Raw genomic sequence first — 26939 nt, 5'->3', positions numbered from 1 at the left:
CTTTATTCTGTCAACTCTTCCTATATTGATAAATATAATATATCTAATATATTTGACATTTCAATGACTTGTGACAGGAAAATATATACATTAAATTAAACCTAATGTATCTTTGATTTGTAAGTCGTAGCTAGTTGGCCAACTTTCAATACACTTTAATAATTAAAAATAAGGGGGATTTAAAATGAATCAAGTATTAGGGAAAAGTAAGAAAAAAATGATGTATCTAGCCAGTTCACTTCTAATTTCTCTATCAATGTTTTCAACTACAAGTTTTGCAGCTACAGAAGGTGCTGTAAAAAGTGTTACAAATGGTAGCTATACCGGTATTGCAGCTGATATAAATCTACCAAAATCAGTTGTTGTCAAAGATGGATATGTGAATTGGTATTTAGGTATTGGAGCATCTAAAGTTGAAGGCGGTATTTCAAAAACATCAAGTGGATATAAAGTATTTCTTAATTCCGGATATAATGAATCAGGTCAAAACAGTAAGTATTGGAACACACAATATGATACATCAATTAAAGATGGTGATCGAGTAAATCTTAAAATAATTAATAACGGAAATGGTACGGTTACTATGTATGTAAATGGAAGCCCTAGATATGCAAATCAGCCTGTATATGGCTCATTTTCTCAATACGAACCAGTAAAAATGGTTCAGGGCGTGGAAGATACTGGACGTAATTCTTTTACCCAGGCTAGCTTCTCAAACGTACTTCTAAGAACAGATACATCTGGATCTACCTACAAAAGTTGGAACGGTTCAATTTCTTCCTCATTTTCTAAACACGGTACTTATAGTAACAATTTCACAGTTTATTCTCAAGTACCATTAAGCGCAAGTTTACGCTAAAGATATTATATACATAATAATATTTTTATGAAAAAAGTAATTGTACTTTAATCTGTATCCTTTGTGGAGGACATAAAAAAAAATCTAGACAACATCAAAAAGATGATTTCTGTATTCAACAGGAGTCATCTTTTTTAATCCCATCGATATCTATAGTGATTATAGTATGTCATATATTTCTTAATCTCTTGTTTTAATTTAATAAAAGACTCGCAAGGTTTTATATGTGCCTCTTCTTTTAGATGACCAAAAAATGATTTTTGTGGGACCTCATAACAACAATCTCCTCTTCTTAGCATGGATTGCCCTAGATTTAGCTTTTTGACCAGCTTTTGATAGGTAGGACTTGTATAGTAGGCTCCTTGATCTAAATGAATATATGCGCCTTGAGTCAATTGAATCCTCTGGTTCCTTTTTAGTTTATGAAGGGTTTCCGTTACGAGTTCTAATTTCATCTACTCTGAAACATGGTAAGGTAAAAATACGTTGGTTGATCCATCTAAAATTGTAGACAAATAGGCCCTTTTATTCTTACCGTAAACTAAGTAGGTGATATGTATGAGAAGTGTTTTTCCTGGGGTGTTTTGTTTAAATTCCCGATTTAATCGATTCCGTACTACTCGATGCTCTTTTGTAGCTTTTACCATTCTTTTATAAGGATTCGCTTCGTGAACAGGACAGACAATCTCGTATTGCTTAATAATTCTACGGATACGCTTTAAATTATAGACAGTTTGAAACTAATCCGCCAATTTCATCTTTATTTGACGAGCCATTTTCTTTCTATTTCTAAATCAAGGTGCTCTTAATAAAGTCTCTTTCACAATTTTATTTCAATTACTCTTTTGTTTCCTTTGTTCTTGAGATGAAATTGTATTTTATAATGACAGAACAAATCAAGATGAATTTCTGACTAGATGATCATGTTATTTCCTTCAATGTACATTACTATACCCTCTTAATCCTGTATCTGGCCCTGTATTTTCTACAGGATCTTTATTTATTAGTTTTATTTTTTGATTGTTTGCAACTAATAAAAAGGTCAACACCAAACGATACAGTTAACACTATAAACATAGTACTAACCATTTCATTTGAATGTCAGTACTAATTATTCTAAACTTTATTAATTCACTTTATATTACATATATGTATAAATGATTACATGATAGACTTTTTCAAAATTCCCTCTAATAAATATTTGAAATTAGCATTTCATTACTCTCCTTACCGTTAATATGCCTAGAAAAAGAATCCTACAGGATTCTTTTTCTAGGCATTACATAAAATCTTATGTTAATAGAGAAAAAGGAGGGATCTCTCCCTTCCTTACCAATGAAATCGCTCGTCTTTACAATTATATATTAGAATACAAAAGCTCCGTTGAAAATATATCAATTCTTTTTATCATATAAATTTAAATTTTTATGATTACTTTCTATATGTTGATAAAAAACATCCCCCATCTGTTCTAAGGTTACCTCCCCCTTCTCATAAGAATCTAACACTTCTATAAAGTAATCTTGATCAATCATATCCCTCAATATGTTATATAGTGAAAAAAAGGTTTTATTTTCGACATGTATATCTAAATCATTTAAAGCCATAACAACCTTTAAACTTTCTCTGTCCGCTTCAATTATTTTTAAGAGTAGTTTTTTTAATAACGCTTCTTGCCACATAAAATCCCCCCTATGTACATCTTCAATAAACTAAATAAATAACCCTTTCTCTTTTAATATAATCTTATACCACGCAAGATTAATTAGAATTTTTTCTCTTTTCTAAGAAATTCTTTAAATTTATTTCTTGTCCTACATCCCAAGGCTCAAAAAATATTCTGGTCTCACATTCCTTAGGTAAGAACGGTGCAGTTTTTGACCCGGCTTTCTCATTTCCTTTATAATAATTTAATAAATATTCTGGTACATTTGGTAATGAACAATTCTCTATTTCGTTAAAAGCTTTTTGAACTGCTGTAACAATACTCCTAGATTTAGGTATAAAGGACAGATAAGTGACTATACTAGCTAGGATTAATATTGAATCATATTCCTCGTCACCTAAATTATTATATAATTGCTGTGCACTAGCAATTTTTTGCATAACATCTATTTTAGCTAATCCAATGTCTTCAGCAGCAAAGATAGATAACCTTCTAAAAATTTGACTCCCAGGCACACCAATCCTTATCATACGACATAGATAGTATATAGAGGCATTTTCGTCACTACCTCTAAGTGACTTTATAAAGGCTGACATTAGTTTAGATGGATCATCCCCTTGAGAAACCCCAAGTACTGACTGTACATCTTCCACAGTTATTATGCTATCCGCTGAATTGAACAGCAATTCTAAAGTCGTAATAAACTTTCTAACATCATTTTCATATGCTCCCAATAACATATCTTGTGCATTAGACTCAACTTCCACATCTGGAAATTTAGATATTATCTTATTTAATAATAATTTAATTTCCTTTTTGGACGGTGGATATAATCTTGTTAAGAACATCCTTGACCTTATTGCCTGTGAAATTGTCTTATAAGGATTTTCCGTTGTTGTACCTATACAAATTACTCTTTCTTCCTCCATATAAGATAATAAAATACTCTGTAGCCTTTTATTTAAATAATGAATTTCATCAAGTATTAAAATAAACGGTCCAAAATGGCTGTCAATAGCATTCCTAATATCAGTAGTAGAGTGTACTGTAGCATTCATTTCCTCATAAGGAAGTGATGAATCTTTAGCCAGTATTTTTGCTAAACTTGATTTCCCTGTACCTGGGGGACCATATAATAATACGGATTTTAAATTATTATTTTTCAACATTTTCATGATTGGGTGATTTTTATCTTTTATATGTGTTTGTCCTAAAACCTCAGATAAACTTTGAGGCCTGAGCAACTCAGTTAACATGCTAACCATTTACTATATGTCCCCCGATCTTATAACTACTAAGTCTTTTCTAATACAATACCCGCAATTCCATGATCAATACTAGCACTAACCAATAGAATTACATCACCAGCAACTAATATATTCTTTTCTTCTAGCTCTTTTAAAGAGTAAAAGATATCACTACCTAATAAATTTACTTCAGCATACCTTAATCGTTTTATAGTATTCAATGAAATATTACTATTAATCTCTTCCAACTTGCCATCTACCTTATTTGATAAATTTTGATATAAAACAAATTTAACAGAATTTTTACTACTGTTAATATCATCTAATAAATCTTTATATTTAGCAATAATTAATTTTTCTGACTCAAGGTATTCTTCGATTCCCCAATTACTTAAATCTTTATTTAGAGAACTTGGATAAATTTTAACATCTTTAACTTTATAGTCACCTTTATTCTTATTTAATAAAATAGAGGTTGCCCCATCCCCTTTTATATACCCATTAAAAGAGAATCTTGAAAAAGGTGGAATTACTGAGTCTACTATAGTCAGAAGAAAATTTTCATAATTTCCGTTAAGTAGAGCGATGGCCAACTCTATAGCAATAGCACTATTCAAACTGCCCGCATGTCCAATCGAAAATGGTAGGCTGCTCTTTAAACCAATTTTCTTTTTAGCTTTCAATACTGGTAATATACTATGACTATTTTCTATAGTCTCATGACAATAACAAAGAATATCTATGACTTTTGGGAATATATTAGATGTACTTAATAGTTCAAGTAGAATATCTGAATGCAATTCTCTAAAAACCGGGATATCAGAATGTTCCAAATTAATTTTTTTTTGCAAATCTACATTATGAAATTGTGACAAGTTTCCTTCATTATCTTTAAATAACCAGTATAATGGGTCCTCATCATAATTTCTTTTCTGTTTAAATTTCTCTATGTAATCTTGATATTTAATTTCGGATGCCGTTTCAATATTTAATAAAGATAAAAAAATATTATTCATATGACAATCTCCTTATACATACTGGTGCAAGGCACATCCGTATGTACCACCTAACCCTACTGTAAGGGTTAAGTAATAGTCACCTGTTTTAATTATCTTTTCTTTGTCCATATTACCAATATTATAAAGAATATCCCCGCAGTATAAATGACCTACTTCACTAATTGTAGAAATATAAAATTTATCTATTGAACAATTTAGTACTTCAGAAACCTTTACCCAAGTTAAATAATTTGCATTACTCCCTACTATAATACTAACCTGATCTAACTCTAACTGTGCCTCTTTCAATACTTTTCTTATTAACTGTCTAATAGCAAAATAATACGTAGTGTTAAACCAAGCCAATTGCTCTGTAGTAGAATTAACACCATTATATGTAACAGCATCAACATCATTTTGAACAACATGGATACAATGGCTTCCTTTTTTCATCTCCTTACTTAAATAACAACAAACAGCACTATCACCTAATAACGAGTCAGGAATACGACGTAAACTCGGATGAAATGCTTTATCCCCAGTAACTAACAATACACCTCTAATATTAGTATTTCTACTCATGAGATTCTTAATTAATAATAATGCGGTATGAATTGAAGCACAGTTTTGCTGACCAACTGAAAATGTACGAGCTTCAATTAAATTAAAATCATGAATTAATCTCCTAAAAACATTTTGTTCGTGCCAAAATACTTGAGAGGTTTTTACAAATACAATGTAATCTATAGGTTTATTTTTCTTCTTTAATTGTTCAACTGTCGGTTTGCAGGCATTATAAAGCATCTCTTCTAAACTCAAACTATCTTCTATTGGAACAAACTGAAAACCTAAATCTTCTTTAAATCTTGTTACATCCTCCTCTTCAAAAGAAATATTTATGTTGCGAATCATCTTTGCAACACTCTCAACATTCACTTTCTTTTTCGGGATGTAGCTAGATATATGTGACAAATATATTGGCTCCATATTCTATACCTTGCTGTTCATAACTTTATTTTTTATATCCAACTTCAATATATTGGAAGAACCCTCCATAAACTCTATCATTCTAGCGTCTCTCAGCCACTTTTCAATTAAAGGATGTTCTCCAAAAGCTCGATCGCCCATTAAAATTGCACACTCTCTGGCTACTTTTACAACTACTTGATTCATATATTGTTTAGCCATCGATGAATAATAAGAGTTAAAAACACCGTCATCAGAAAGTTTTGCTGCATGTAATGTTAAAATCCTTCCACGGTCAATCTCCCAACGGAGTCTGTCTAGAATAAAATGATCGTACTCAAATGTAATATACTCTTTTACATAATCAATTATTGCATTACTCAATCCAATAGCAATGGCTGCGGTAGCAGGTCTCATATGAAGAAAAGTTTCCATAGCACCCCTTATTCCTCTATTCAATGGCTTTTTGTCGTGCCCTAAAATATCTTTTTCATCAACTATGCAATTATCAAAATAGATGTGCCCCAAACGAGCAGCTTTTAACCCCAATGTTTGATCAACTAATTGATTAATTCCATGCTTATGATTCTGTTTATTTATAAGAAAAGCCTCTAAAAAAATGTTGTTATTCTTCAGGGCGGCCTTTTTTCTTTTTCTGGCAAAAACAATCATATAATCTGCTACAGCCCCATTACCAACATATCTTTTTTGCCCATTCAATACATATTCATTATTGTCTTTCATATCAGCCTGCATAGTCATGCTTGCTATATCGGATCCTGCAGTTGGTTCTGTTAAGGCGAAGGCTGACCATGCTGTTTTGTTGATAAATTGTCCAAAGAAGTCATCCTTTTGCTTTTGGGTTCCCAATTTCTCTACAATGGTCCCAGAAAGATTAGGACCTGGTAGAGATAAATATAACCCTGGATCACCATAAGCAATTTCTTCTACAAATAATACATTTTCTAGTGCTGTTGTCCCAAAAATTGTGCTACCATCTTCTAATGTAATTCCATCCCAATATTTTTGGGGGGTTTTAAATAGTTGTAATGGTTTAAAAATGGGATCATTAATGAAACTATTGGCCGGTTGATTTTGTTTATCGCTTTCTAAAGCCAATTCTCTAACTAACTCTTTGTATGGACATAACCATTTTTTAAATAAATCTATTTTCATTTAATACCACCCTTTTTATATTTGGTAATTAAATAATTAGCTATGTGTACCTTATATTTTTGATATGAAGAAATTAGAGTTTCATCAAATAAATCAAAAATATTTTCTCTAAGAGTATCTATTAACATAGGTTGTGATTGGATGCCCGTAATAGCAGCTTGATTATGAACAATAGTAACACCTAACATTTGCCTACTTCTTAAATAAAATTTAATGTATGCACTCTCTGGAATTTTTGGAATTTCAATACCGTAAACAAATTCTTCAGATTTTAAAAACAGTTTATTCTGCCCTTTTACTAAATTTCTTATTAGTACCTTTCTAATTCCTTCTTGAGAGCATATCCATACTTTACAATTAGTTAGATACCATAATCCCCAATAATCCCCTGCTAAATTAGCATCACATATCGTTCCACCTATCGTAGCCCTGTTACGCACTTGTAAATCTCCAATTGTTATTGCTGCTTGACAAAATGCAGGAATATTTAATTTTATTTTATTGTTATTCACTATTTCTGTATGTGTCACACAAGCACCTATGAACATACTACTTTCATTTTCTTTAATACTTTTTAACTCTCTTATATTAGATACATCCACTAAAAGATCAGGATATAGCTCTCCTTTTGCTATCTTATTAACAACAACCTGTCCACCACTTATTATCGTTACCCTCTCTTTTTCTTTTGACAGTAGAGTTAACGCTTCTCTTATACTTTTTGGAGCTAGATATACAGCCATTTTTCCTCCTTATAAAAACAGTAGATAATCCAATTATACTCATCAGGTTAGTATGAATATTCAATATATAAATCACATTAATAAGGATAATGAAATCCTATGTTAATCAAAAAGTATTTTTAATGACTAAACTAACTTATAAGCATAGCAATTTAATTATAGTATTTTATCCTAATACGCTATTTAGCCTTTCACTAAACGTCAGCAAACTCTCCCCCCTGTATAGCTGACCATATTTTATCTGAAGTAGCAGGCATATCAATATGATCTACACCAAAAATCGATAAGGCGTCTACAATAGCATTTATAATTGCTGGTGGACTCCCAATAGCTCCAGCTTCTCCTACCCCCTTAACCTTTAAAGGATTTGTAGGTGATGGTGTAATTGTTTTATCTAATATGATTTTCGGAATGTCAAATGCTCTTGGTAATTGATAAGTTCGAAACGACTGAGAAATTGGCACGGAACTTGATTGCTCATTACAAATTTCCTCCATAAGGGCTTGTCCTATACCTTGAGCAATCCCTCCTCTAATTTGCCCTTCCACAATGTCTTCATGAATAATATAGCCACAATCATCCACTGTGAAATACTCTAGTATTTTAGGCTCACCAGTAATAGTGTTAACTTCAACGATGCATAGATGTGTTCCAAATGGAAAGGTTAAATTTGAAGGTTCAAAAAACACTGTAGCCTCTAAACCAGGTTCCATACCTTCAGGTAATTCATGAGCTACATATAACTTTTGGGATACTTCTTCGATCCCAATAGAGATTCCTTCATCTGTAAAAAAAACACCGTTTTTAAAGTTCACCTGGGAGATATCTACATTCCAAATTAAAGAAACGAACCTTTTTGATTTTTGAAGAATTTTTTGACAGGCATTATATATGGCTGTCCCACCAACTGCGGTACTTCTACTTCCATATGTCCCCCCTCCCCAAGGGACATTACTAGTTTCGCCAGTAATAACTTCAATATTTTCAAAGCTAACTCCAAGTTCACGAGATGCAATTTGTGCCCAAGTAGTTTCATGTCCTTGACCAGCTGGACATGAACCAGATATAACGGTTACAGAACCTAGAGGATGAAATCTTACAACTGCAGATTCAAAACCACTTGTCATTAACCCCAGAGCTTTATTTTCTTTAGAAGGACCTGTTCCGCAAAACTCTACATAACTTGATATCCCAATGCCTAACTGATAAATATCTCGCCTTTTCCTTCGCCTTTCTTGTTCATTTTTCCACTCATTATACCCACTAATCCTAAGTACTTTATCTAATGATTTTTGATAATCTCCACTATCATACTCCAGTCCTGTTATTACCCTTTTGGGAAAATCAGTAGCCCTAATAAAATTTTCTTTCCGTACTTCTATAGGACTCTTATGACACTTTTGTGATACTATATCAATTATTCTTTCCAATAAAAAAATCGCCTCTGGTCTTCCAGCCCCTCTATACGCATCGATGGCTATTTGGTTGGTATAATATGCTTTTACATTTACATTGATATAAGGAATATCATAGCAATTGGATAACATTTTCAAAGTATATATCGGCATTCCTGTTGTAGCTGCGTGCAAATAAGCTCCCATATTTGCATGTAGAACTAAATCTATACCTAAGATTTTCCCATTAGAATTATAATAAACTTCTACATCGTGAATTTGATCTCTTCCTTGGGTAGTATTAAAAAAGTGTTCTGTTCTTGTTTCAATAAACTTTAAATTTTTCTTTAATTTTTTAGCATAATAAGCCAAGAGAATTTCTTCCCGATAAATATTCATCTTCGATCCAAAAGCCCCTCCTACATCAGGGCATTTTATAAATAAACGATTTTCAGGATGCCCTATGGCCAGAGATAATGACAAGCGTAAAACATGCGGCAATTGTGTCGAACTCCATACCGTTAAATTATCAGTATGTTCATCATATTGAACTACAACCCCTCTTGTCTCTAAGGGAAGCGGCCCCACCCTAGGGATAATAATTCTCTTTCGAAAGGAAAATTCTGCACTTTCAAGAATATCTTCATCTCCAAATGTTTTCTTTATATCATATGCAATATTCCCCTCAATTTCCTGATGAACAAGAGGACTATTTTTCTTTATAACTTGAGATAAACTTGTAACGCTTTTTAATTCCTTATATTCTATACGGATTTTATTTGCTGCATGTAATCCTATTTCCCTACTTTTTGAAATTATCATGACAACAGGTTCTCCCACATATCGAACTTTACCTTTCGCTAATAAAGGATGGCCCGGATTCTTAAGAGAATCAACAGGCCAAACCATCGGTACCTCCCCTAAATTATCGGGGAGCTCTTTAAAAGTAAATATGTCTATAACTCCGGGGATTTTAGCATCTCCATAATCAATATTTTCTATGATTGCATGGGCAACCGTGCTTCTTACAAAAATGACGTAATACATATTTGGAACTTCAATGTCCCCTACATATCTCCCTTGTCCAGTAATAAATCTAAGATCTTCTTTTCTAGAAGGATTTTTTCTCAAGAGCTCCCCTCTTTTCATTCGCTTTCTTTAAATTTGTTACCTCAGCCAGAATTTCTTCTGCATGCTGATTCGGATTAACATCTCTAAATACCTTTTGAACAATTCCTTCTTTATTAAGAATAAAAGTAGTGCGATTAATAGATTTAATCACTTTCTTTAAAAATGTCTTTTCTTCAAAAACACCGTATTTTTTTGCAACTTCAAACTTCTCATCACTTAAAAGCTCAAACGGTAAATTATACTTATCAATAAAATTCTTATGAGATTCTAAACTATCTGCACTAATTCCAAATAAAACGACATCCTCAAATTCTAAAAATTTCTCAAAACTATCTCGAAACGAACAGACCTCTTTAGTACATCCTGGTGTACCATCTTTTGGATAAAAAAACAACACAATATATTTACCTAAATAATTCTGTAGGTTTACAATCCTTCCCATTGAAGACGGTAATTCAAAATTAATAGCTCGAGCTCCTTGGTCTATCATTGTATTTCCTCCTTATTGGTTATGATTTTGGATATATTTTGTTAATTTTTCGAAAGAATCAATTAATTTATCTTGCAAAACTACCTTTTCCATATCAAATTCAACATCAAATTCATCTTCCATATTTACTAACCATCTAATAATCGTTAATGAGTTAAGCGACAAAGCATGAATGTCATCATTTACTTGTACAATTGTCTCCCTATCTAGAGCACCTTCCGATGCATCTACTAATGTATTTATAATTCGTTCCTTAATTCTCAATATATTCATCCCCCTTATCTATTTATTTACTTAATTTTAATTACCGACATAACTTGAATAATAATTGATGATCTCACTTAAAATACTAATTGCTATTTCATCAGGTGTTTGAGCTCCAATTTCTAAACCAATAGGACAATGAATTTTTCCTTTTTCACTAGAGTTAGTTTCCTTTAATAAATTATGCAACCGTGTTCTTGGTCCCATTACTCCAATATATTTAAATTCTAAATCCATTGCACTTTTCAAACATAAACTATCAAAAGCAAAGTCATGACTCATAATTATAATTGGGATATTACGACTTTTACTTTGGAAAAACGATTTAACTTCTTCTAAATCTCGTGGCAATATATTAATCTCTTCACATTTCCCAGTAAACTTATGAATTAAACTAGGTCTAAAATCCGCTAAAGTTATTTGATACGATAAATTTCTCGCCATTTTCACTACTGGGATTACATCATTACCTGCACCTACTATAATAATGTCTTTGGCTGGATAAAAGACTTGAGTAAAGGTGGTTATTTCATTATTCTTATCATGATAAACACCTGTATTAAGCATACTTTCCTTTAAAGTCTCCTTAAGAATTGGATCAAGAGAAAGTGAATCATTTAGTACTTTAAATTCTTTATTTTCATATTTAACGTAACTCTCTCCAATTAAAGAGGGCATTGTTTTACTATCTATTATTGTTCCCAAAAGTACCCTCTCTTTTCTATCCAGCGCATTATTAATGTACTGTATTTCTGAGGAAAATCTTTTAATGTTTAATAGCAATACATGCATATCTCCTTTACACCCTTTATCAAACCCCAAAATGGGATCTGGTTGTGTAAGATTTAAATAACTGGTCATATCAATTTTATGCTTGTTTTCTATTAAAGCTAATGATCGCTCAATTAAATCAACTTCTATACACCCCCCACTTAATTGACCAAATACTTCCCCTGAGCTATTAACCACCATTTTTGCCCCTGATTTTCTATACGTAGATCCTTTAGTACCTGTAATTGTAGCTAACACACTAACTTGGTTATTCATTTCCTCATTTAATAACCTCTTTACTATTTCCATAAATTAGACCCCTTACTTAAACTATGTTTAATTGCATTAATGATAGGTGTATATCCTGTACAACGACAATAGTTACCTCTTAACAATTCTGCAATCTTCGCATCTGTTAAATTTTTGTAATTTTGTATAATATAAGTTCCAATCATTAAAAATCCAGGGGTGCAATAACCGCATTGTAAAGCATATTGTTTTCGAAACTCCTGTTGTAAAATACTTAAATTATCCTTCTCACCAATGCCTTCAACTGTTGTTACAGATTTCTCATGACATTGAGCTGTTAATACAGCACACGATTTTATCGGCTCACCATCTATTAATACTGTACAAGCACCACACGAGACACAGTCACATCCTATATGAGTACCTGTTAGTTTTAAATCTTCTCTTAAAAAATCTACCAATCTTTGAGTAGGTGAAACCTCTCTTTCAACTCTTTCTTCGTTTATTACTATTTTAGTAGGTAGCTTTCCACTCACAACTGTGCTCCTTCAATAGAATTAATATATAACAAGTAATCCTCTGGGCGATCGATGTCGATTAATGGTATGCATTCATTTATATGGTAATTTTGAACATCTAATTTTTTACTTTTTATTAATGAGCTAAACCCTTTATCCCCTTGTAACTGATCTATTTTACTTATCGCTTTTTGTCCCAGCAAAACGGGATGGGCAGGGATTCCATTATAAAAGACACGCCCAATATCAAATTTAATCTTATGATAATGATTTTTCATATAAATAATTGTTTTGGAACAAATGAGAGGCTGATCACCTACAAATATAAAAATAGGAATATCCTTTGTACAAAAATGTAGTCCCACCTTTATAGATGTAGAAATACCCTCCTCATAGTTCTTATTGTGTACAATATGAATTTTTTTTAATATTTCTGTTGAGAGTTCACTCTCAATTTCATCTTTAAAATGACCTAAGACTACAATCACACGATAAAAATTTAGCTCTAATACTCTTCGTACTACATGTTCAAGTAAGATTTCTTGATTTATCTTTAATAATTGTTTAGGCTGTCCCATCCTAGAAGATTTTCCAGCCCCTAATACCACCGCTATAAATTTTTGTTGTTTAAAATCTTTCACTTTAACTTGCATATTTTTCTTCTATATAATCAATTAGCTCTTCAAGAGTATTATCCTGACCAAAAGTATCTCTATAATCAAGTTCAATATCAAATTCATTTTCTAAATCAACCATCAATTTCATAAATTTAACAGAATCTATTCTTAATAATCCAGAACCCAGTTGATGGCTTAACTGTAAATTCTCTGTATCAATTTCATTTTCTTTAAAAATAGATTTTATTTTTTGAAATATTCCCTCTCTTTTCACAATGTCACTCCACTTTCTCTAAATTTAATACAATTTTTAAAGCCTTTTGACTATCAAACATTTCATATGCTTTTTCAATATCTTTAAATTCCAATCGATGAGAAATAATTATACTTGGATCTAAATCTCCACCCTTGATTTTTTCTAATAAGATCGCTCCATATTTCAAAGGATTTCCAACTATAAACTTTAAAGATAACTCCTTTGCAAAAGCGTTTTCGGTATTAAATGGCATTTGTTTAGAATGATGTGCACCTACACACACTACATTTCCTTTAGAACGAATTATATCAAATGCTGTTTGTAAAGCACTGTCCGTACCTACTGCTTCTAATACAACATCCACACCTCTTTTTTCTGTATAGTCAATTACTATTGACATTTGTTGTGGTGTGATTGGATGTGCACCAATTATTTTTGCAATTTCATGTCTATCTACATTAGGTTCAACAACAAAAATCTTTGAAGGTCTAAATAATTGAGCACTCAATACTGCCATCAAACCTACTGGCCCTCCGCCAATCACTAGCACACAATCTCCTTCTTTAATATTTGCCTCTATGGCACAAGCATATCCAGTAGACAAAATATCACCTACAAATATCGCTTTCTCATCTGATAATTTATCGGGAATTTTTATTAATACTTGATCTGCAAATGGCACCCTTACTCTTTCAGCTTGTCCACCTGGAAAATATTCTCCTACCACTTCACCATAGCCAAATAACGAGGCATTTTCACAGTGATAATGTAGTTCTTTCTTACAATACCAGCATTCACCACAAGCGATAATATCAGAAACAACTACTCTATCGCCGATGCAATAATCTTTCACGTCACTTCCTATTTCTTCTATAATCCCTGTAAACTCGTGCCCCATAATACTACCGTATGTGAAATCCTTTAATTGACCACGATATGGATGCATATCAGTACCACAAATAGATGTCAATGTTACTTTAATAATTACATCCCTAGGATGTAGTAGCTTCGGACTAGTTTTCTCTTCAATCGAAATATTTTTTTTACTATTCAGAACTGCAGCTTTCATTTATACTCCCCTCACTGAGAAATATCTTGAACCGCTTTACAGACTTAGGATTCAATTGAATTTCAATAGATTTCTCATTTTTTATTAGTTGGCCATTTTGTTCTTTCGGTGTATGGTTAATTAATAAACATTCTTGATAATCCTCATAATATAAATAGTGGACAGCAACAAATGGATTTGAGAATTCTATTGGAGGCACAATTCCTTCTTCATGAAGAATCGCCTTATATATTTTATAAAACTCTTCTGAATCCATGGAATAAGGTCTATTTAATAAAAATTCCATAGGGAAATTAATATAATATACCTTTCCTTTTTCATACATGTTACGGGTAATTGCAGGTGTATTAGACTTGGTAAATCTAGTTAAAACATCTGCTGTTGTTTCTTTAATTACAGGAATTTGATTACATACATCATCTCCCCAATCTATTGAATAAGAACATCCCATATAATTAAAGTGACTAAAAGCATCTCTATCTAACGAAAAATCACATAATTCGATACCAAATAAATCACCTATACCATGTCCATACAAATAGTCCCCAGGTGAGTAGATTAATATGCCACCATACTTAACAAATCGTTTCAGTTCCTCTAAATCTCTTTCTGTTAACTGATTATTAGAAGGTACAATAATTGCTTTGTATTGTGATAAGTTATCTTTGCAAAATTCTACAGGGATATGTGCTTTTTTTAAAAGTAAAAATGCATAAAAACTAGCAATAGATTTCTTAGTGAACTTCAATTCAGAACAATTAAACCCTTCAGAGTTTTCAGTTATAAATACCCCTACTTTTTTTGTAACTTTATTTCTACTTTTTATTTCTCTAGAGACTTTCATGCATTCTTTTAAACTATTAACACTTGTCTTTGGTTCTCCTAATAAATTATAAAAACCAACGAATCTTTCTCCTGGTCTTAAATCATATGGTTTTTCTGTACTCTCAAAATCTTTCCAACACCAGGAGATAAGCCCAATGGCACCATGTAAAATACTACTTAATCCACTAGTTAATAAATAATCAGATCTTATGTCATCTGAACATCCATATAAGCCAAACTCATCAACAATACACTTTCCATAAGCAGAAGCTATTGCTACTAAAAATGAAACATATAACGATGACTTCCATGAATCATTAGATTCAATATTAAATTCTGTCCATAATGGGAAACCGTGCACCGCCAGTATATCTAGTTGGTTTTCGATATTAGAAACATGAAAAGCATTATTTCCAACAATAGATAAATGATCAGTTCCCAACATTATTTTCCCGGATTCATCTCCCTTATTTAAGGCTATTTTCATTTCTTTTAACCACTGTTTTGCTTCCGTCTCCCCTATAGAAAGTGAAGTTTCTTTATTTATATATATAATTTCATCGCCGATGTCATAATATAATATATTTTTATACTTCCTTAATTCTAATCCTATAAACTCCAAAAAATTTTCCGCTCTTTTTTTTAAATTAGCATCCTTCCACAAATCCGTAGATTCTGTCCAAGGTAATTTAAATAATTGTCCATTCATCCAGATTGTTAAAATTGATGGAATACAATATAAGTTTACTTCATTAGCTAATTGCATAAATCGATGTAATCTTTCTACTATAAGCTTGTTATATCTTCCTTCCTCTGGCTCAAAATCTTTCCAGAATAAGAAAAACCTTACTACATTGTATCCTTCCTTTGACATAAGTAATAAATCTTCTTTAATTTCATTCTCATTCCAATTAGTCCAATAATGACAACCAACACTAGAAGGATGATAATTAAATCCGAAATACACGCCTTTTATACCTCCTCTTTTAAAGCTTCCTCTAACAATTCACATACTAAATGAACATCATCCTGAATCATCTGAGGATGAAGAGGTAATGTGAGCTCTTTATTCGCTATATCTTCTGCCACTGGACAGAGCCCTATTTTGGTCCCTTGTTCTTTCCTAAACAAAGTAAATAGATGGCACGCTGGATAATGTACGCTTGTTTGTATTCCTTCTTCCTTCAAAAAATTAATAATATTATTTCTATTAGCTTCTTTTGGCAATATAATCGGAAAAATATGATGACTGCTCTCAGAAATACAGCTAGATTCAAAAGGTACTAATAAGCTTGGAATTTGACTAAGATTTTCCCGATATAATTGAACTAGATATTCTCGCTTGCTTTGATTAGAATTATATTTTTTAACTTGCTCAATACCAATTGCAGAAGCAATATCTGTAGTTCGATAGTTCATTCCTACTTCGCTCACATCATATGTAGTAGGACGCCCCTTATATTTATCCCAAGAACTAATACTCATAGAATGTGATCTAAATAAACGCGCCCTTTCATGTAAATCCGGATTAGAAGTTACAAGCATACCACCTTCACCTGTTGTAATATTTTTAGTAGAGAAAAAACTATAGCATCCAATATCTCCAATCGTTCCTAAAAACCCTTGTTTCGTTTTAATAAATGGTCCATGTGCAACATCTTCAACAACCTTTAGCCCTTTATTTTTAGCAATTGCTAAAATATTTATCATATCAGCACTATAACCACCATAGTGAACAACAATAATTGCTTTCGTTTTACTTGTAATATTTTTTTCAATTGATTCTACATTCATATTAAAGTCTAGTTCACTAACTGAATCCACAAAAATTGGGGTTGCACCAACCATTTTAACCGCATTGGCAGAAGCAACGAATGTCATTGAAGGAACTAGCACTTCATCTCCTGGTCCAATATCTAGTATTTTCATCGCTGTATGTAATGCAGCTGTACCACTATTCATCGCTATACCAGGTAAGTTGGCTCCCAACTTTTCAGCAAACACTTGTTCAAACTCTTTTGTTTTTTCTCCCATAGAAATCCATTTAGACTGCATTACCCTCTGTACAGCAAGTAATTCTTCTTTTCCAATTGTTAAATCATATAGTGAGATTTTCCACTCCATAACTTATATCACTCGCTCTTTTTCAATTAAATTTTCACTCTCTGACTTTAGAATCATTCCCCTATTTTTTTTAAAAAATTCTTCTGCCTCATCTAATCCTTTTTTGGTCCCAATGTCCATCCAAATACCTTCATGAATATTAGATTTTACTCTTTTATTGGAATGGATTAACCTTTGTAGAAACTCGGGTGCTCCTAGTTTTTCACCTTTCCTAATACAGTTGAGTGATTCTGGATTTAACATGTATATCCCCGAAGAGATCAACATATTTTGCGACGGTTTTTCTATATACTTAACAATGTCTCCCTCGCTATTCCTCTCGATCACTCCAAAATCTACATTTAAACCGTATTGGTATAACATAACAGTTCCAACAGCTTTAGATTTAAGATGATCTTTATAAAACTTACTAAAATCAATATCGGTAAGAATATCTGCATTCATTAATAAAAATGGTTCATTTAAGTTATTAATTAAAGATAATGGACCGATTGTACTCAACTCTTTCTCTTCTACTGTGTAGTCCAATGATAGACCTAGCCATTTTCCATCTCCAAAATAACTTTGAATTAAGCGTGCTTTATAATTTAAAGTTAAAGTAACATGAGTAAAACCTTGATATTGAAGTTGTCTCAAAATAATTTCAAGAATTGGAATTTCATTTAAAGGAATAAGAGGTTTTGGAATAACTTTTGTATAAGGTCTTAATCGCATTCCTTTCCCACCAGCCATAATTACTGCTCTCATAGAATTGTTCCCTCCTTTTTAATTACTTCTTTATAAATTGAAGCCATATTATCTGCTACTTTTTCCCATGAATAATGATTAATTACTTTCTCATAGCCATTTTCCCCATACTTTCTAGCGGTTTTCTCATGCCCTAATAAAAATTCTATATTTTCAGAAATACCACAAACTGTTGCTTCAGTAATTAATCCATTTAACCTATGTTGAATAATCTGGTCTACCCCTGGAAAAGAAGCTGAAATTATAGGTTTTTTACATGCCCATGCTTCTAAAAAAGTTAATGGGAAAACGTCTACAGTTGAAGGTAAGCAAAGTAAATTACAAGCCCTCAACGCAGATAATTTTTCCACTTCAGAAACCTGTTCTAAATCAATAATTGCTTCATCATTAATATAGTCCGCAAATATATCCCGCGAATCTAACTGATGTGGACCGATAAATACAAACTTACTATTTGGATATTTACTTTTCACAAGTTTACTAGACTCTAACAGAATATGATAACCTTTTGACTTTAATTTTCTACCTAAAAACAAAATTATAGGATCCTCTTCCTTGATATTGTATCTATCTCTAAAATTAAAGCCTTTACTATCACTTAATATAGGGGCTTGTGGTACCCTAGTGATTCGTTTTGAATAATCCCCTCCTAATTTCTCAACAATTAGGTCTTCTTCGTGACTAGTTAAGGTTATAATTTTTTGAGCTAGATAACATAAATCAATTGCCTTTTTTTCATTCCCCCACATGCTAATATCTGTTGCAGGAGTCAGAATTAAAGGGAAATCCTCTGCTAGAGCTAAAGCCATATCACAAAATTCTTCATCAACTAGATCTATTAAATGAACTATATTGGGTTGCAATTCATTAAACAAAGATAAGTAATCTTTAGAAAAAGAATTTGTTGGAATAAAAATTCTTTTTACCATTTGATCATCATATACATATTTTTCAGAATACACATCGCTTTTTTGTACCAAAGTAATCTCAAATTCAGAAAATCTAGCTAAATTTTTTGCTGTATAGATAGCCATATTATCAGCACCAGATAATAATGGATGGCTACTTCTGAAGAGTATTAAAACTTTTTTCATATTCTTCTTTATACCATGTATAAGTCTCATATAAACCTTCCTCTAAAAACACTTTAGGTTTATAACCCGTTAACGTTTTAAGTTTTTCAATACTAGGGCATCTTCGAGAAGGTGAGCCAGGAGGTGCTGATAACTCTTTGATCTCAGCTTCATACCTAGCAACTTCAAAAATTTTATTGCAAAGTGATTTAATATCAATTTCTTCATCTGAGTTACCAATATGAACAATGTAATCCTCTTTATCTTCTAATAACGCAACATTATATGTTGCCTCAATTGCATCTGTAATATAACAAAATGCCCGTGTCTGTTCTGAACCATATAAATTAAATGGATTTTCCTTATTTAAAATTCTATCAATTAGAGCCGGGATTACATGATCTTTCCCCATTCTTGGTCCGTATATATTGTGATATCTAACTACTTTTCCTATAAAATTATATTTATTTGCGTAGTGTATCGTTAACAACTCTCCTGTCATCTTTGAACATGCGTAAGAATTTCTTGGTAAAGAAACATCTTTAATTGCTACAGGTACGTTTTCAGGTGTAGGGATCGGCATTTCAAAACACTCTTTAGAGCCATTATAAGTTTCACTTGATGAGGCAAATACAAATGATTTAGGTGGATTCTCAGCACACCAATCTAGTATATTAATAGTACTTAAAATATTAGTCCTTAATACCGTTTCTGGAATCTCATTCGCATATTTTACACCATTAATAGCAGCTAAATGAAATACATAATCAAAAGATTGATTATCTAACACATTCACCAACGGTTTAGTTAAATCACCTTGAATAAAGCGGAAACTAGATTCGTATTTTTTAAACTCCTCATCCTCTTTAATTCTAAAAAAGTTGTCAATAACTGTAACATTGTGTTTTATTTTTAATAAATGCTTTACTAAATGAAATCCTATAAATCCTGCTCCACCAGTTACTAAGATATTAGCCATGAAAACCAACCCCTAAATATTCATATTTTTTTTCACTTTCATTTTTAAATTTATCTTTTAAAATACCCCAAACATCAAAGATAATCGCATCTTTATTAATTTCAAACTGATTATCGTCAAATTCATTTTTATATTTAGGGTGGTTATTTAAAATGATTATGATATTACTACTTTCAAACCCCTCTTTAAAACTTACTACTTGTTTATCAAATTCCTTTTGAATTTTAGCTTCTTCAATTACAAAATCATGAAGGAAAATATCCGCAACTTTTTTTACTTCTATTAGTTTTAGCACTTCCCAGATTGCACTTCCTCTTAAATCATCAGTCTCTGGTCTCCCTTTATAGGCCAATCCAGAAACAAAAACTTTTGTTTTATTCCATTCAATATTTTTTTTCTTTAAAATTCCTGAAATCTTTTCTATAATTTCCCCCACCAAAAGTTCATTATTTTCTCTTGCAGTTTTAATTAATTTGGGGAAATATCCTTTTTGTCTCGCCGAATATATTAAGTGATATGGATCTTTTGTTAAACAAGATCCCCCAACATAACCAGGTACTGCAATATTAGGCCTTGGATAATTATGATTAGCAGCTTGTACCATCTCATGGATATCAACATTATACCCTTCCGATACCTTTGCCATTTCATTCCCGAAACTATACAAAGTATCAGTATGTGCATTACACATAAGCTTTAGCATTTCTGCAGTTTCAAAAGAATCTACCCTTACTATTTCCACCCCTAATTTTTCAAAAAGAATTTTAGCTTCTTCAAAATGTTTATCATTATCAGTTCCTATAACTTGTGGCAAACTTAATAACTCTTCCAATGCCTTACCTTGAATCGTTCGTTCTGGTGCAAAAACCACTTTAGGATTATCAATACTATTTTGTAGGATAGGAATTACAACTTCTCTAGTTACACCTACAGGCAAAGTACTCCGGATTACAATTAAGGTTTCAGATGTCATTTTATCCCTTACAGCTTTTACCGCAGAAATAAGGTATTCTAAATAAGGCATTTCATGTTCTTTCGAATAAGGCGTTCCTACACATATAATTACATTCTTCAAATTATTAGGAATTTCTTCACTAACTATTAACTTATCATTGCATTCTTTTTGAATTACTTCTTCAACACCGGGTTCAAATAAATGTATCGACCCATCTTTTAAACTATCTCTAACTTCTTGCTTAACCTCGACACCAAAAACTTTTTGTCCTTTTGCAAGAAAAGCACCCGCTAAGGTAATTCCAACATACCCCAGGCCTACTATACATACTTCCGTTAATTCTTTATCTTCTACAAAAATCATTGGTACTCTACTCCTTTACATAAGTTTCTTTCCAACCCTTAGGGATTTCTTCTACGTTCTTTATTTCATGTGGTAACTTATAAAATGCTAAACTATTTATTAAATATTCTTTTAAAGCAAATTCATCAAATTCATCCCCTGAACTTTTAACATATGCAATAATTTTCTCTCCATATAACTCATCTCGTTGACCAATAACTCTAATTTCTTTTACACTCGGATGCTGCATCAGAAGATTTTCAATTTCAGCTGGATTTACTTTTCTTCCAGCAACATTTATAAAACTCGGTGATCTTCCAAGTAAAAACACCTCATTATTTTCTATCTTTCCATAATCGGCAATTGCATACGTGTTATTAACTATCGGGTTTTGTTCTCCTAACTCTGTTAAATAACCTCCAAACATTGTTTTACTTTTAATTACTATATGACCTTTATCATCCTGTTCAGCTCGCACATGGGGCAAAAGATACCCTACAGACTTCGGATTAGATTTTTTATTTGGATGTGTCGCTGCAATCATACCAGTTTCAGTACTACCATAGACTTGTTGAATAGAAAGTTCATACTTCTTATAAAAGGTCTCCTGAACATCATTATTAAGAGGACCTCCAGACGATATCAACAAACGTAAGGAAGCTAAATCTTCTTTTTTGATCTTATTTGCTTGGTTTAGTAAAGAATACAGGACTGGTACCCCAAACAATATTGTCGGTTGTAACTTCTTAATAATACTAACAACCCTTCTTGGAGTAGGATTTTTACACAAATATAATGTTGCTCCACTGTAAAAAGCCCCTAAACAAGCACCAATTAATCCGTAAGAATGAGTCAATGGAACTGTTGAAAGAATTGTATCGGCCCCCTGTATTTCAAACCATTTTTGATAGGCAGTAGCACCATCCCATAGACTTTGATAAGGGATTTTTGCAATTTTACTCATACCTTTAGTTCCAGAAGTTAGCATATATATGTAACCTAAATTTACTTTTTTATAATTATTAGGTTGAATTGTATTTTGATAAACATATGTATAGGTATATGTCGAAAAACTCGAAGTTAATTTATAACTATGATTATCAGGTAATATCCATATATCAACACTGGCGATTTTGCTAACTCTTTCTATTTCAAATTCTTGTGACTGAATATCCATTGGGATAACACAACACTCTTGGTTTATTATTGTTAATAATATAAAAAGTGACTCCATAGAATGATCTATAACTAGACCAATCTTTTCACCTGTTTGTACATACTTAAAATTTTTACTAATAACGTTTATTTCATCTAATACCCTGGAGGGAGAATACGTTGCTTCATCATTCGCGATACTTATTCCATTACCTTGATTTATTTGTTCTTGTAATAAAGTTTTTATTCTATTCATATATCTAACACCTTTAATCAAAAATATAATTTACATACCGAAAAACAGATCCAGTTATGTGAATTTCCAAAAAATCTTTATTGACTTCGGACTCTGCTAACAAGCCATGAGCTCCAGTTACTGGTATTATCTGATCTAACATCTTTTGTTGACTTTCCATAATTAATTTAATGTATTCGATATAGTCCTTCAAATTAACTAATTCCTTGTTTAACTTTTCAATTAAATCAATCAAGTATAGTTTATTTAGGCTATATTCTGTAAAACCCTCTGCTAAAATTTGCGCAACCATTTGATGCTTATGAATAGGTACTCCAAATGTAGTTCTATTACGGGAGTACTCAATACAATTTTTCAGAACTTTTTTTAGTGATAGCAACTGGAAAATTGGCAAAAGTAAATAGTTAAGATTCTGATACACTATTAACTCTTTTGTAAATTTCAAGGTATGATGGGCCCGTTGTTTTTTTAAATCAATATCTACCATTAAGATAGTGTAATCATTTAGCTCAATTTCATGAAAAATGTAAGCAGCATCTACCTTATAAACTTTATTTTTGTATAAAGAAATAATACTTCCACTAATTTCGATTCCTTTTTCTTTTATTAGCATATACCTATTCTTTTGAATGCTAATTGGAAATAAAAAATATAAACTCTCAATTTGCAAAATCTCATATCCTTTTTTCTTTACATCTTGTATAAGTTTTCTTATATCTGTTATGTCTTTCTCACAAATTTCTTTTACTAATTGATAATCATTCACTTCTTTCTCAGTCATTACCATAAAATCCACTTCCTTGTTAGAGTAGGTTATGCTTCGCTAGCCATTGTTCATTGAAAATAGTATCTAGATACTTAGTACCATTATCAGGACAAACGGCCATGACACTTCCAGAATCCTTAAAATAGTTACCTAATTTCATAGCAGCATACACTACAGCACCTGAGGATCCCCCTAACAACAACCCTTCTTTCTTAGCTAAATTTCTTGCTGTTTTAAAAGCATTATAATCACTTACTTTTTCATAACTATCAACATGTGTAGGGTCAAAAATTTTAGGTTTAAAATAATTACCAGGGCCTTGTTGCAAATAAGGTGCTCTTTCTCCACCGAACAAAGTAGATCCTTCAGGTTCCACCCCATATATTAAAATATCGGGTTTTCTCTTCTTTATTTCTCTAGAAATTCCAGTTATTGTTCCTCCAGTACCAACACTTATAACTATAGCCTTAGTAGTTTCATCTATTTGCTTTAGAATTTCTTGTGCTGTGGAACGTTGGTGAGCATATGGGTTCATTTCATTATCATATTGGCTTAGATTTATATAATTATCATTCCTTTTAATTAAATCTTGAATATATTGAATTCTATACTCAGTCAAATCTGCATTTTTAACTTCCATAGATCCCTCAATCATTCGAACTTCCGCACCATATGCCTTCAATAAATTTAACTTCTCTTTAGGGATATTTTCATCAGCTACACAAATAACACGATACCCTTTCTTTTTAGCATATAAAGCCAATGCTATGCCTGTATTACCTGAAGTGGATTCAACTACTGTCATTCCGGATTTTAACTTTCCTACCCTTTCTGCTTCATTTAGCATTTCAAGTACAGGTCTATCTTTAATACTTTTTCCAGGATTAAAGCTTTCTAGTTTTAGATACACATTATGGTAGCTGGAAAGATTATTTAATTTCACAACAGGCGTATTTCCACATAATTCAAATACATTTTTAACATAAGTCATTTTCTTTCCCCTTCTCATACCTGTATTAAATCTCTAGCACTAATCTTTTTATGTTTTTTGGATGATAACGTTTCTAAAAGACCATCTAAATATCTATCCCCATTATCCGGAAAAATCACAACGATATTTTTACTACCTTCATTTTTTTGTTTTATTTTATTTGCCACAAATAAAGCAGCTCCAGATGATGGACCAACTAATAGACTCTCATTAGCCATCAACTCTTGACACATGTTAATACCTTCTAAATCTCCCACATAAGTTACCTCATCTACTAATTCTATCTTTAGATTTGGTGGAGTAATATTTCCTCCTATCCCCGTCATCTTTCTAGGTGAAGGTTCACCTCCAAAAATTGTAGAACCTTTTGCATCTACAGCAATAATTTTCACATTAGGAATATGTTCTTTAAAAAACGCTCCACACCCAGTAAGTAAACCTGCTGAACTTACTGGTATTACAAGATAATCAATATTTCCTTGTAAGACATTATAAATTTCATAAGCGGTTCCCTTATAATGAGATTCAGGATTTTTCTCATTATCATATTGATTTGGCCAAAAAGATCCCTCATATAAACTTAGTAATTCTTGTACTCTTTTAATTCTACTTTTTTGATATCCACCTTCTGGATCTGGGGAAGTTACCATTTCAATTGTTGCACCATAAGCTTTCATAATTTTTAAGTTTGTCTCACTTGTCCTAGGATCAACAACACAATGAATCTTATATCCTTTAAGTGCTCCAATCATAGATAAGGATATAGCTAAATTCCCTGAACTCGATTCAATAATACGTCCTCCAGGCTTTAATAATCCCTTTTCTTCAGCGTTTTGAATCATATTCATTGCTGGGCGATCTTTCATACTCCCACCTGGATTAAATCCCTCTAGCTTTGCAAAGACATTTACACCTTTATTAGAAAACGATTCTAATAATATTAAAGGTGTTTCACCTATTAAACCTAATACAGATTGTGAGACTCTATTTTTCTTCATATTTTCCTACCCCATATTATTTTTTCTTATAAAAAGCATACAAACTTAATTAAATTAAAAACATAAATGGAAGGTTATTTTTTCGTTATTAACTAAATTTTCTAATTTTTAAACGTTTGGTTTTATCTTAAGAAAGGATATATTTCATTTTGATTACACAATAAATTAGTTATAGGTAATCTATTATTAACAAAAATATCAATAAACCCTCACACAAAGTAAATGGAAATATATTACATGAAATATTAGTATAGTTTATGTATTTTGGTTTCACTATTATTTTTTTATGATATCGCACCAAATTATGAGAGTTAATAGGGGAATGAGAGGAATAACTTTTAAAATAATAAATATTTATAAACTAATCTTTTAAAGTAATAAGGACATTTAGATAGTATCTAAATGTCCTTACCTTTTTTAATAATTAAACTTGAGTTTTCCCTGCTGGAGCAACTTGTTTTGACTCTTTCATATTAACACCTCCTCTTTTTATATTGCCTTTTGGCATCTTTATCATCTCATTCTTACTACACTTTCTCCATTATCTAACAGTTACAAAAAAGTGAATTTTCTGTTAACTGTTTCATTTCTTTTAAACATATACTAATTCATTCTTCTTGCAAAATTATAAAATCTAAATAGAAACATAAAATTAATGAGAAGACTTCATTAAAAAATATATTGACTTCTTGTTATGTATAATTTCATATATTATTATAAAATTACTTTAAATATTAATAAGGACATTTAGATAGTATCTAAATGTCCTTACCTTTTTTAATAATTAAACTTGAGATTTTCCTTCTGGAGCAACTTGTTTTGACTCTTTCATATTAACACCTCCTTTTTTACATTGCCTTTTGGCATCTTTATCATCTCATTCTTACTACACTTTCTCCATTATCCAATAGTTAATAAAATGTAAATATGCTGTTAACTATTTCATTTAAACATATACAAATCATTCATTGTTCTTATAAAACTATAAATTCCTAATGTATATATAATAAAATATTAATCCTGAATCAAAAGTATTAAAAAATTAAAAGCTCATATGCAAAATAACCTTAAGCACATTACTAGTCTTAAGGAAGTATCCGAAAAAATTTAAAATTCTTTAGAGCAATTCAAAGGCTATTTACAAACAGCTACCACTTGGAACACAGGAGGATCATTTGCAACTCTATATTCTGGAACGGTTATTCGATATCAAACCATTATTCCTAGCATCCACAAGCACTTTTAATACTCAATTGCTCACTACTACAGCTGTAACATCTATTATTCATTGAACTACCCCCACTTTCACTTCGT

General features: G+C 31.5%; 25 protein-coding genes and 1 pseudogene. 1 reads left to right on the top strand and 25 read right to left on the bottom strand.

Features of this window, described 5'->3' with window-relative positions:
* Positions 1–184: 184 nt before the first annotated feature.
* Positions 185–859, top strand: a complete 675-nt coding sequence (locus RT27_RS29400) for a hypothetical protein (RefSeq protein WP_043938646.1) — start codon at positions 185–187, stop codon at positions 857–859.
* An 84-nt stretch (positions 860–943) separates the two neighbouring features.
* Here RT27_RS29400 and RT27_RS29395 read toward each other — a convergent pair.
* From RT27_RS29395 to sbnA, 25 genes and pseudogenes are all read right to left on the bottom strand, one after another.
* A pseudogene (locus RT27_RS29395) lies at positions 944–1795 on the bottom strand (IS3 family transposase); the annotation flags it as partial.
* A gap of 458 nt (positions 1796–2253) precedes the next feature.
* A complete protein-coding gene (locus RT27_RS29390; RefSeq protein WP_043938644.1) occupies positions 2254–2541 on the bottom strand; it encodes a hypothetical protein in 288 nt (95 codons plus the stop codon).
* A gap of 79 nt (positions 2542–2620) precedes the next feature.
* Positions 2621–3790 carry an AAA family ATPase gene (locus RT27_RS29385; protein ID WP_043938643.1) on the bottom strand — a complete coding sequence of 390 codons (1170 nt, stop codon included), beginning with the start codon at positions 3788–3790 and terminating at the stop codon, positions 2621–2623.
* A gap of 29 nt (positions 3791–3819) precedes the next feature.
* Positions 3820–4788, bottom strand: coding sequence for a hypothetical protein (locus tag RT27_RS29380; protein ID WP_043938642.1), 969 nt, complete (start codon positions 4786–4788; stop codon positions 3820–3822).
* 12 nt (positions 4789–4800) lie between these two features.
* Positions 4801–5742, bottom strand: coding sequence for a 3-oxoacyl-[acyl-carrier-protein] synthase III C-terminal domain-containing protein (locus RT27_RS29375; protein WP_000018340.1), 942 nt, complete (start codon positions 5740–5742; stop codon positions 4801–4803).
* Positions 5743–5760: 18 nt separating this feature from the next.
* Entirely contained in the window at positions 5761–6912 is a 1152-nt protein-coding gene (locus tag RT27_RS29370) for an acyl-CoA dehydrogenase family protein (RefSeq protein WP_043938640.1), read from the bottom strand.
* Entirely contained in the window at positions 6909–7655 is a 747-nt protein-coding gene (locus tag RT27_RS29365) for an FAD binding domain-containing protein (protein ID WP_000312016.1), read from the bottom strand. The genes RT27_RS29370 and RT27_RS29365 overlap by 4 nt, the downstream gene beginning before the upstream one ends.
* A gap of 194 nt (positions 7656–7849) precedes the next feature.
* Positions 7850–10180: a xanthine dehydrogenase family protein molybdopterin-binding subunit gene (locus tag RT27_RS29360; RefSeq protein ID WP_052497737.1), complete on the bottom strand. Its 2331-nt coding sequence runs from the start codon at positions 10178–10180 to the stop codon at positions 7850–7852.
* A complete protein-coding gene (locus RT27_RS29355; protein ID WP_043938636.1) occupies positions 10161–10670 on the bottom strand; it encodes a peroxiredoxin in 510 nt (169 codons plus the stop codon). Before RT27_RS29355 ends, RT27_RS29360 begins: the two co-directional genes overlap by 20 nt.
* A gap of 12 nt (positions 10671–10682) precedes the next feature.
* The gene (locus RT27_RS29350; RefSeq protein ID WP_001220492.1) at positions 10683–10934 is read right to left on the bottom strand and encodes a phosphopantetheine-binding protein; all 252 of its coding nucleotides are present in this window, start codon (positions 10932–10934) and stop codon (positions 10683–10685) included.
* 36 nt (positions 10935–10970) lie between these two features.
* Positions 10971–12014 carry an XdhC family protein gene (locus RT27_RS29345; RefSeq protein WP_043938635.1) on the bottom strand — a complete coding sequence of 348 codons (1044 nt, stop codon included), beginning with the start codon at positions 12012–12014 and terminating at the stop codon, positions 10971–10973.
* Positions 12005–12490 (bottom strand): (2Fe-2S)-binding protein, encoded by a 486-nt coding sequence (locus RT27_RS29340; protein WP_043938633.1) that lies wholly within the window; start codon positions 12488–12490, stop codon positions 12005–12007. Before RT27_RS29340 ends, RT27_RS29345 begins: the two co-directional genes overlap by 10 nt.
* Positions 12487–13125 carry a nucleotidyltransferase family protein gene (locus tag RT27_RS32550; protein ID WP_052497736.1) on the bottom strand — a complete coding sequence of 213 codons (639 nt, stop codon included), beginning with the start codon at positions 13123–13125 and terminating at the stop codon, positions 12487–12489. Before RT27_RS32550 ends, RT27_RS29340 begins: the two co-directional genes overlap by 4 nt.
* Positions 13115–13363 (bottom strand): acyl carrier protein, encoded by a 249-nt coding sequence (locus RT27_RS29330; protein WP_052497735.1) that lies wholly within the window; start codon positions 13361–13363, stop codon positions 13115–13117. Before RT27_RS29330 ends, RT27_RS32550 begins: the two co-directional genes overlap by 11 nt.
* A gap of 4 nt (positions 13364–13367) precedes the next feature.
* Positions 13368–14414 (bottom strand): alcohol dehydrogenase catalytic domain-containing protein, encoded by a 1047-nt coding sequence (locus RT27_RS29325; RefSeq protein WP_043938631.1) that lies wholly within the window; start codon positions 14412–14414, stop codon positions 13368–13370.
* Positions 14392–16206, bottom strand: coding sequence for a beta-galactosidase trimerization domain-containing protein (locus RT27_RS29320; RefSeq protein WP_043938629.1), 1815 nt, complete (start codon positions 16204–16206; stop codon positions 14392–14394). The genes RT27_RS29325 and RT27_RS29320 overlap by 23 nt, the downstream gene beginning before the upstream one ends.
* A gap of 5 nt (positions 16207–16211) precedes the next feature.
* Entirely contained in the window at positions 16212–17363 is a 1152-nt protein-coding gene (locus RT27_RS29315) for a DegT/DnrJ/EryC1/StrS family aminotransferase (RefSeq protein ID WP_000454878.1), read from the bottom strand.
* 3 nt (positions 17364–17366) lie between these two features.
* Positions 17367–18110, bottom strand: coding sequence for a sugar phosphate nucleotidyltransferase (locus RT27_RS29310; RefSeq protein WP_043938628.1), 744 nt, complete (start codon positions 18108–18110; stop codon positions 17367–17369).
* On the bottom strand, positions 18107–19234 hold the full coding sequence (locus RT27_RS29305; protein WP_043938626.1) for a glycosyltransferase family 4 protein: 1128 nt from the start codon (positions 19232–19234) through the stop codon (positions 18107–18109). Before RT27_RS29305 ends, RT27_RS29310 begins: the two co-directional genes overlap by 4 nt.
* On the bottom strand, positions 19173–20162 hold the full coding sequence (locus tag RT27_RS29300; RefSeq protein ID WP_043938624.1) for an NAD-dependent epimerase/dehydratase family protein: 990 nt from the start codon (positions 20160–20162) through the stop codon (positions 19173–19175). The genes RT27_RS29305 and RT27_RS29300 overlap by 62 nt, the downstream gene beginning before the upstream one ends.
* On the bottom strand, positions 20155–21480 hold the full coding sequence (locus tag RT27_RS29295; protein WP_052497734.1) for a nucleotide sugar dehydrogenase: 1326 nt from the start codon (positions 21478–21480) through the stop codon (positions 20155–20157). Before RT27_RS29295 ends, RT27_RS29300 begins: the two co-directional genes overlap by 8 nt.
* 7 nt (positions 21481–21487) lie before the next feature.
* On the bottom strand, positions 21488–22870 hold the full coding sequence (locus tag RT27_RS29290; protein ID WP_043938622.1) for a fatty acid--CoA ligase family protein: 1383 nt from the start codon (positions 22868–22870) through the stop codon (positions 21488–21490).
* 13 nt (positions 22871–22883) lie between these two features.
* Positions 22884–23657 (bottom strand): acyl-CoA dehydrogenase family protein, encoded by a 774-nt coding sequence (locus RT27_RS29285; RefSeq protein WP_043938621.1) that lies wholly within the window; start codon positions 23655–23657, stop codon positions 22884–22886.
* Between the two features lie 16 nt (positions 23658–23673).
* Complete coding sequence (locus RT27_RS29280; RefSeq protein WP_000222853.1) at positions 23674–24627, bottom strand: cysteine synthase family protein; 954 nt, start codon at positions 24625–24627, stop codon at positions 23674–23676.
* A 14-nt stretch (positions 24628–24641) separates the two neighbouring features.
* Positions 24642–25625, bottom strand: coding sequence for a 2,3-diaminopropionate biosynthesis protein SbnA (gene sbnA / locus RT27_RS29275; RefSeq protein WP_043938619.1), 984 nt, complete (start codon positions 25623–25625; stop codon positions 24642–24644).
* Positions 25626–26939 lie beyond the last annotated feature (1314 nt).

It is taken from the genome of Bacillus sp. L_1B0_5 (assembly GCF_000836715.1).
Classification (GTDB): domain Bacteria; phylum Bacillota; class Bacilli; order Bacillales; family Bacillaceae_G; genus Bacillus_A; species Bacillus_A thuringiensis_S.
Note: the sequence above shows the minus strand (reverse complement) of the source record. Positions and strands in the feature narration are given on the sequence as shown.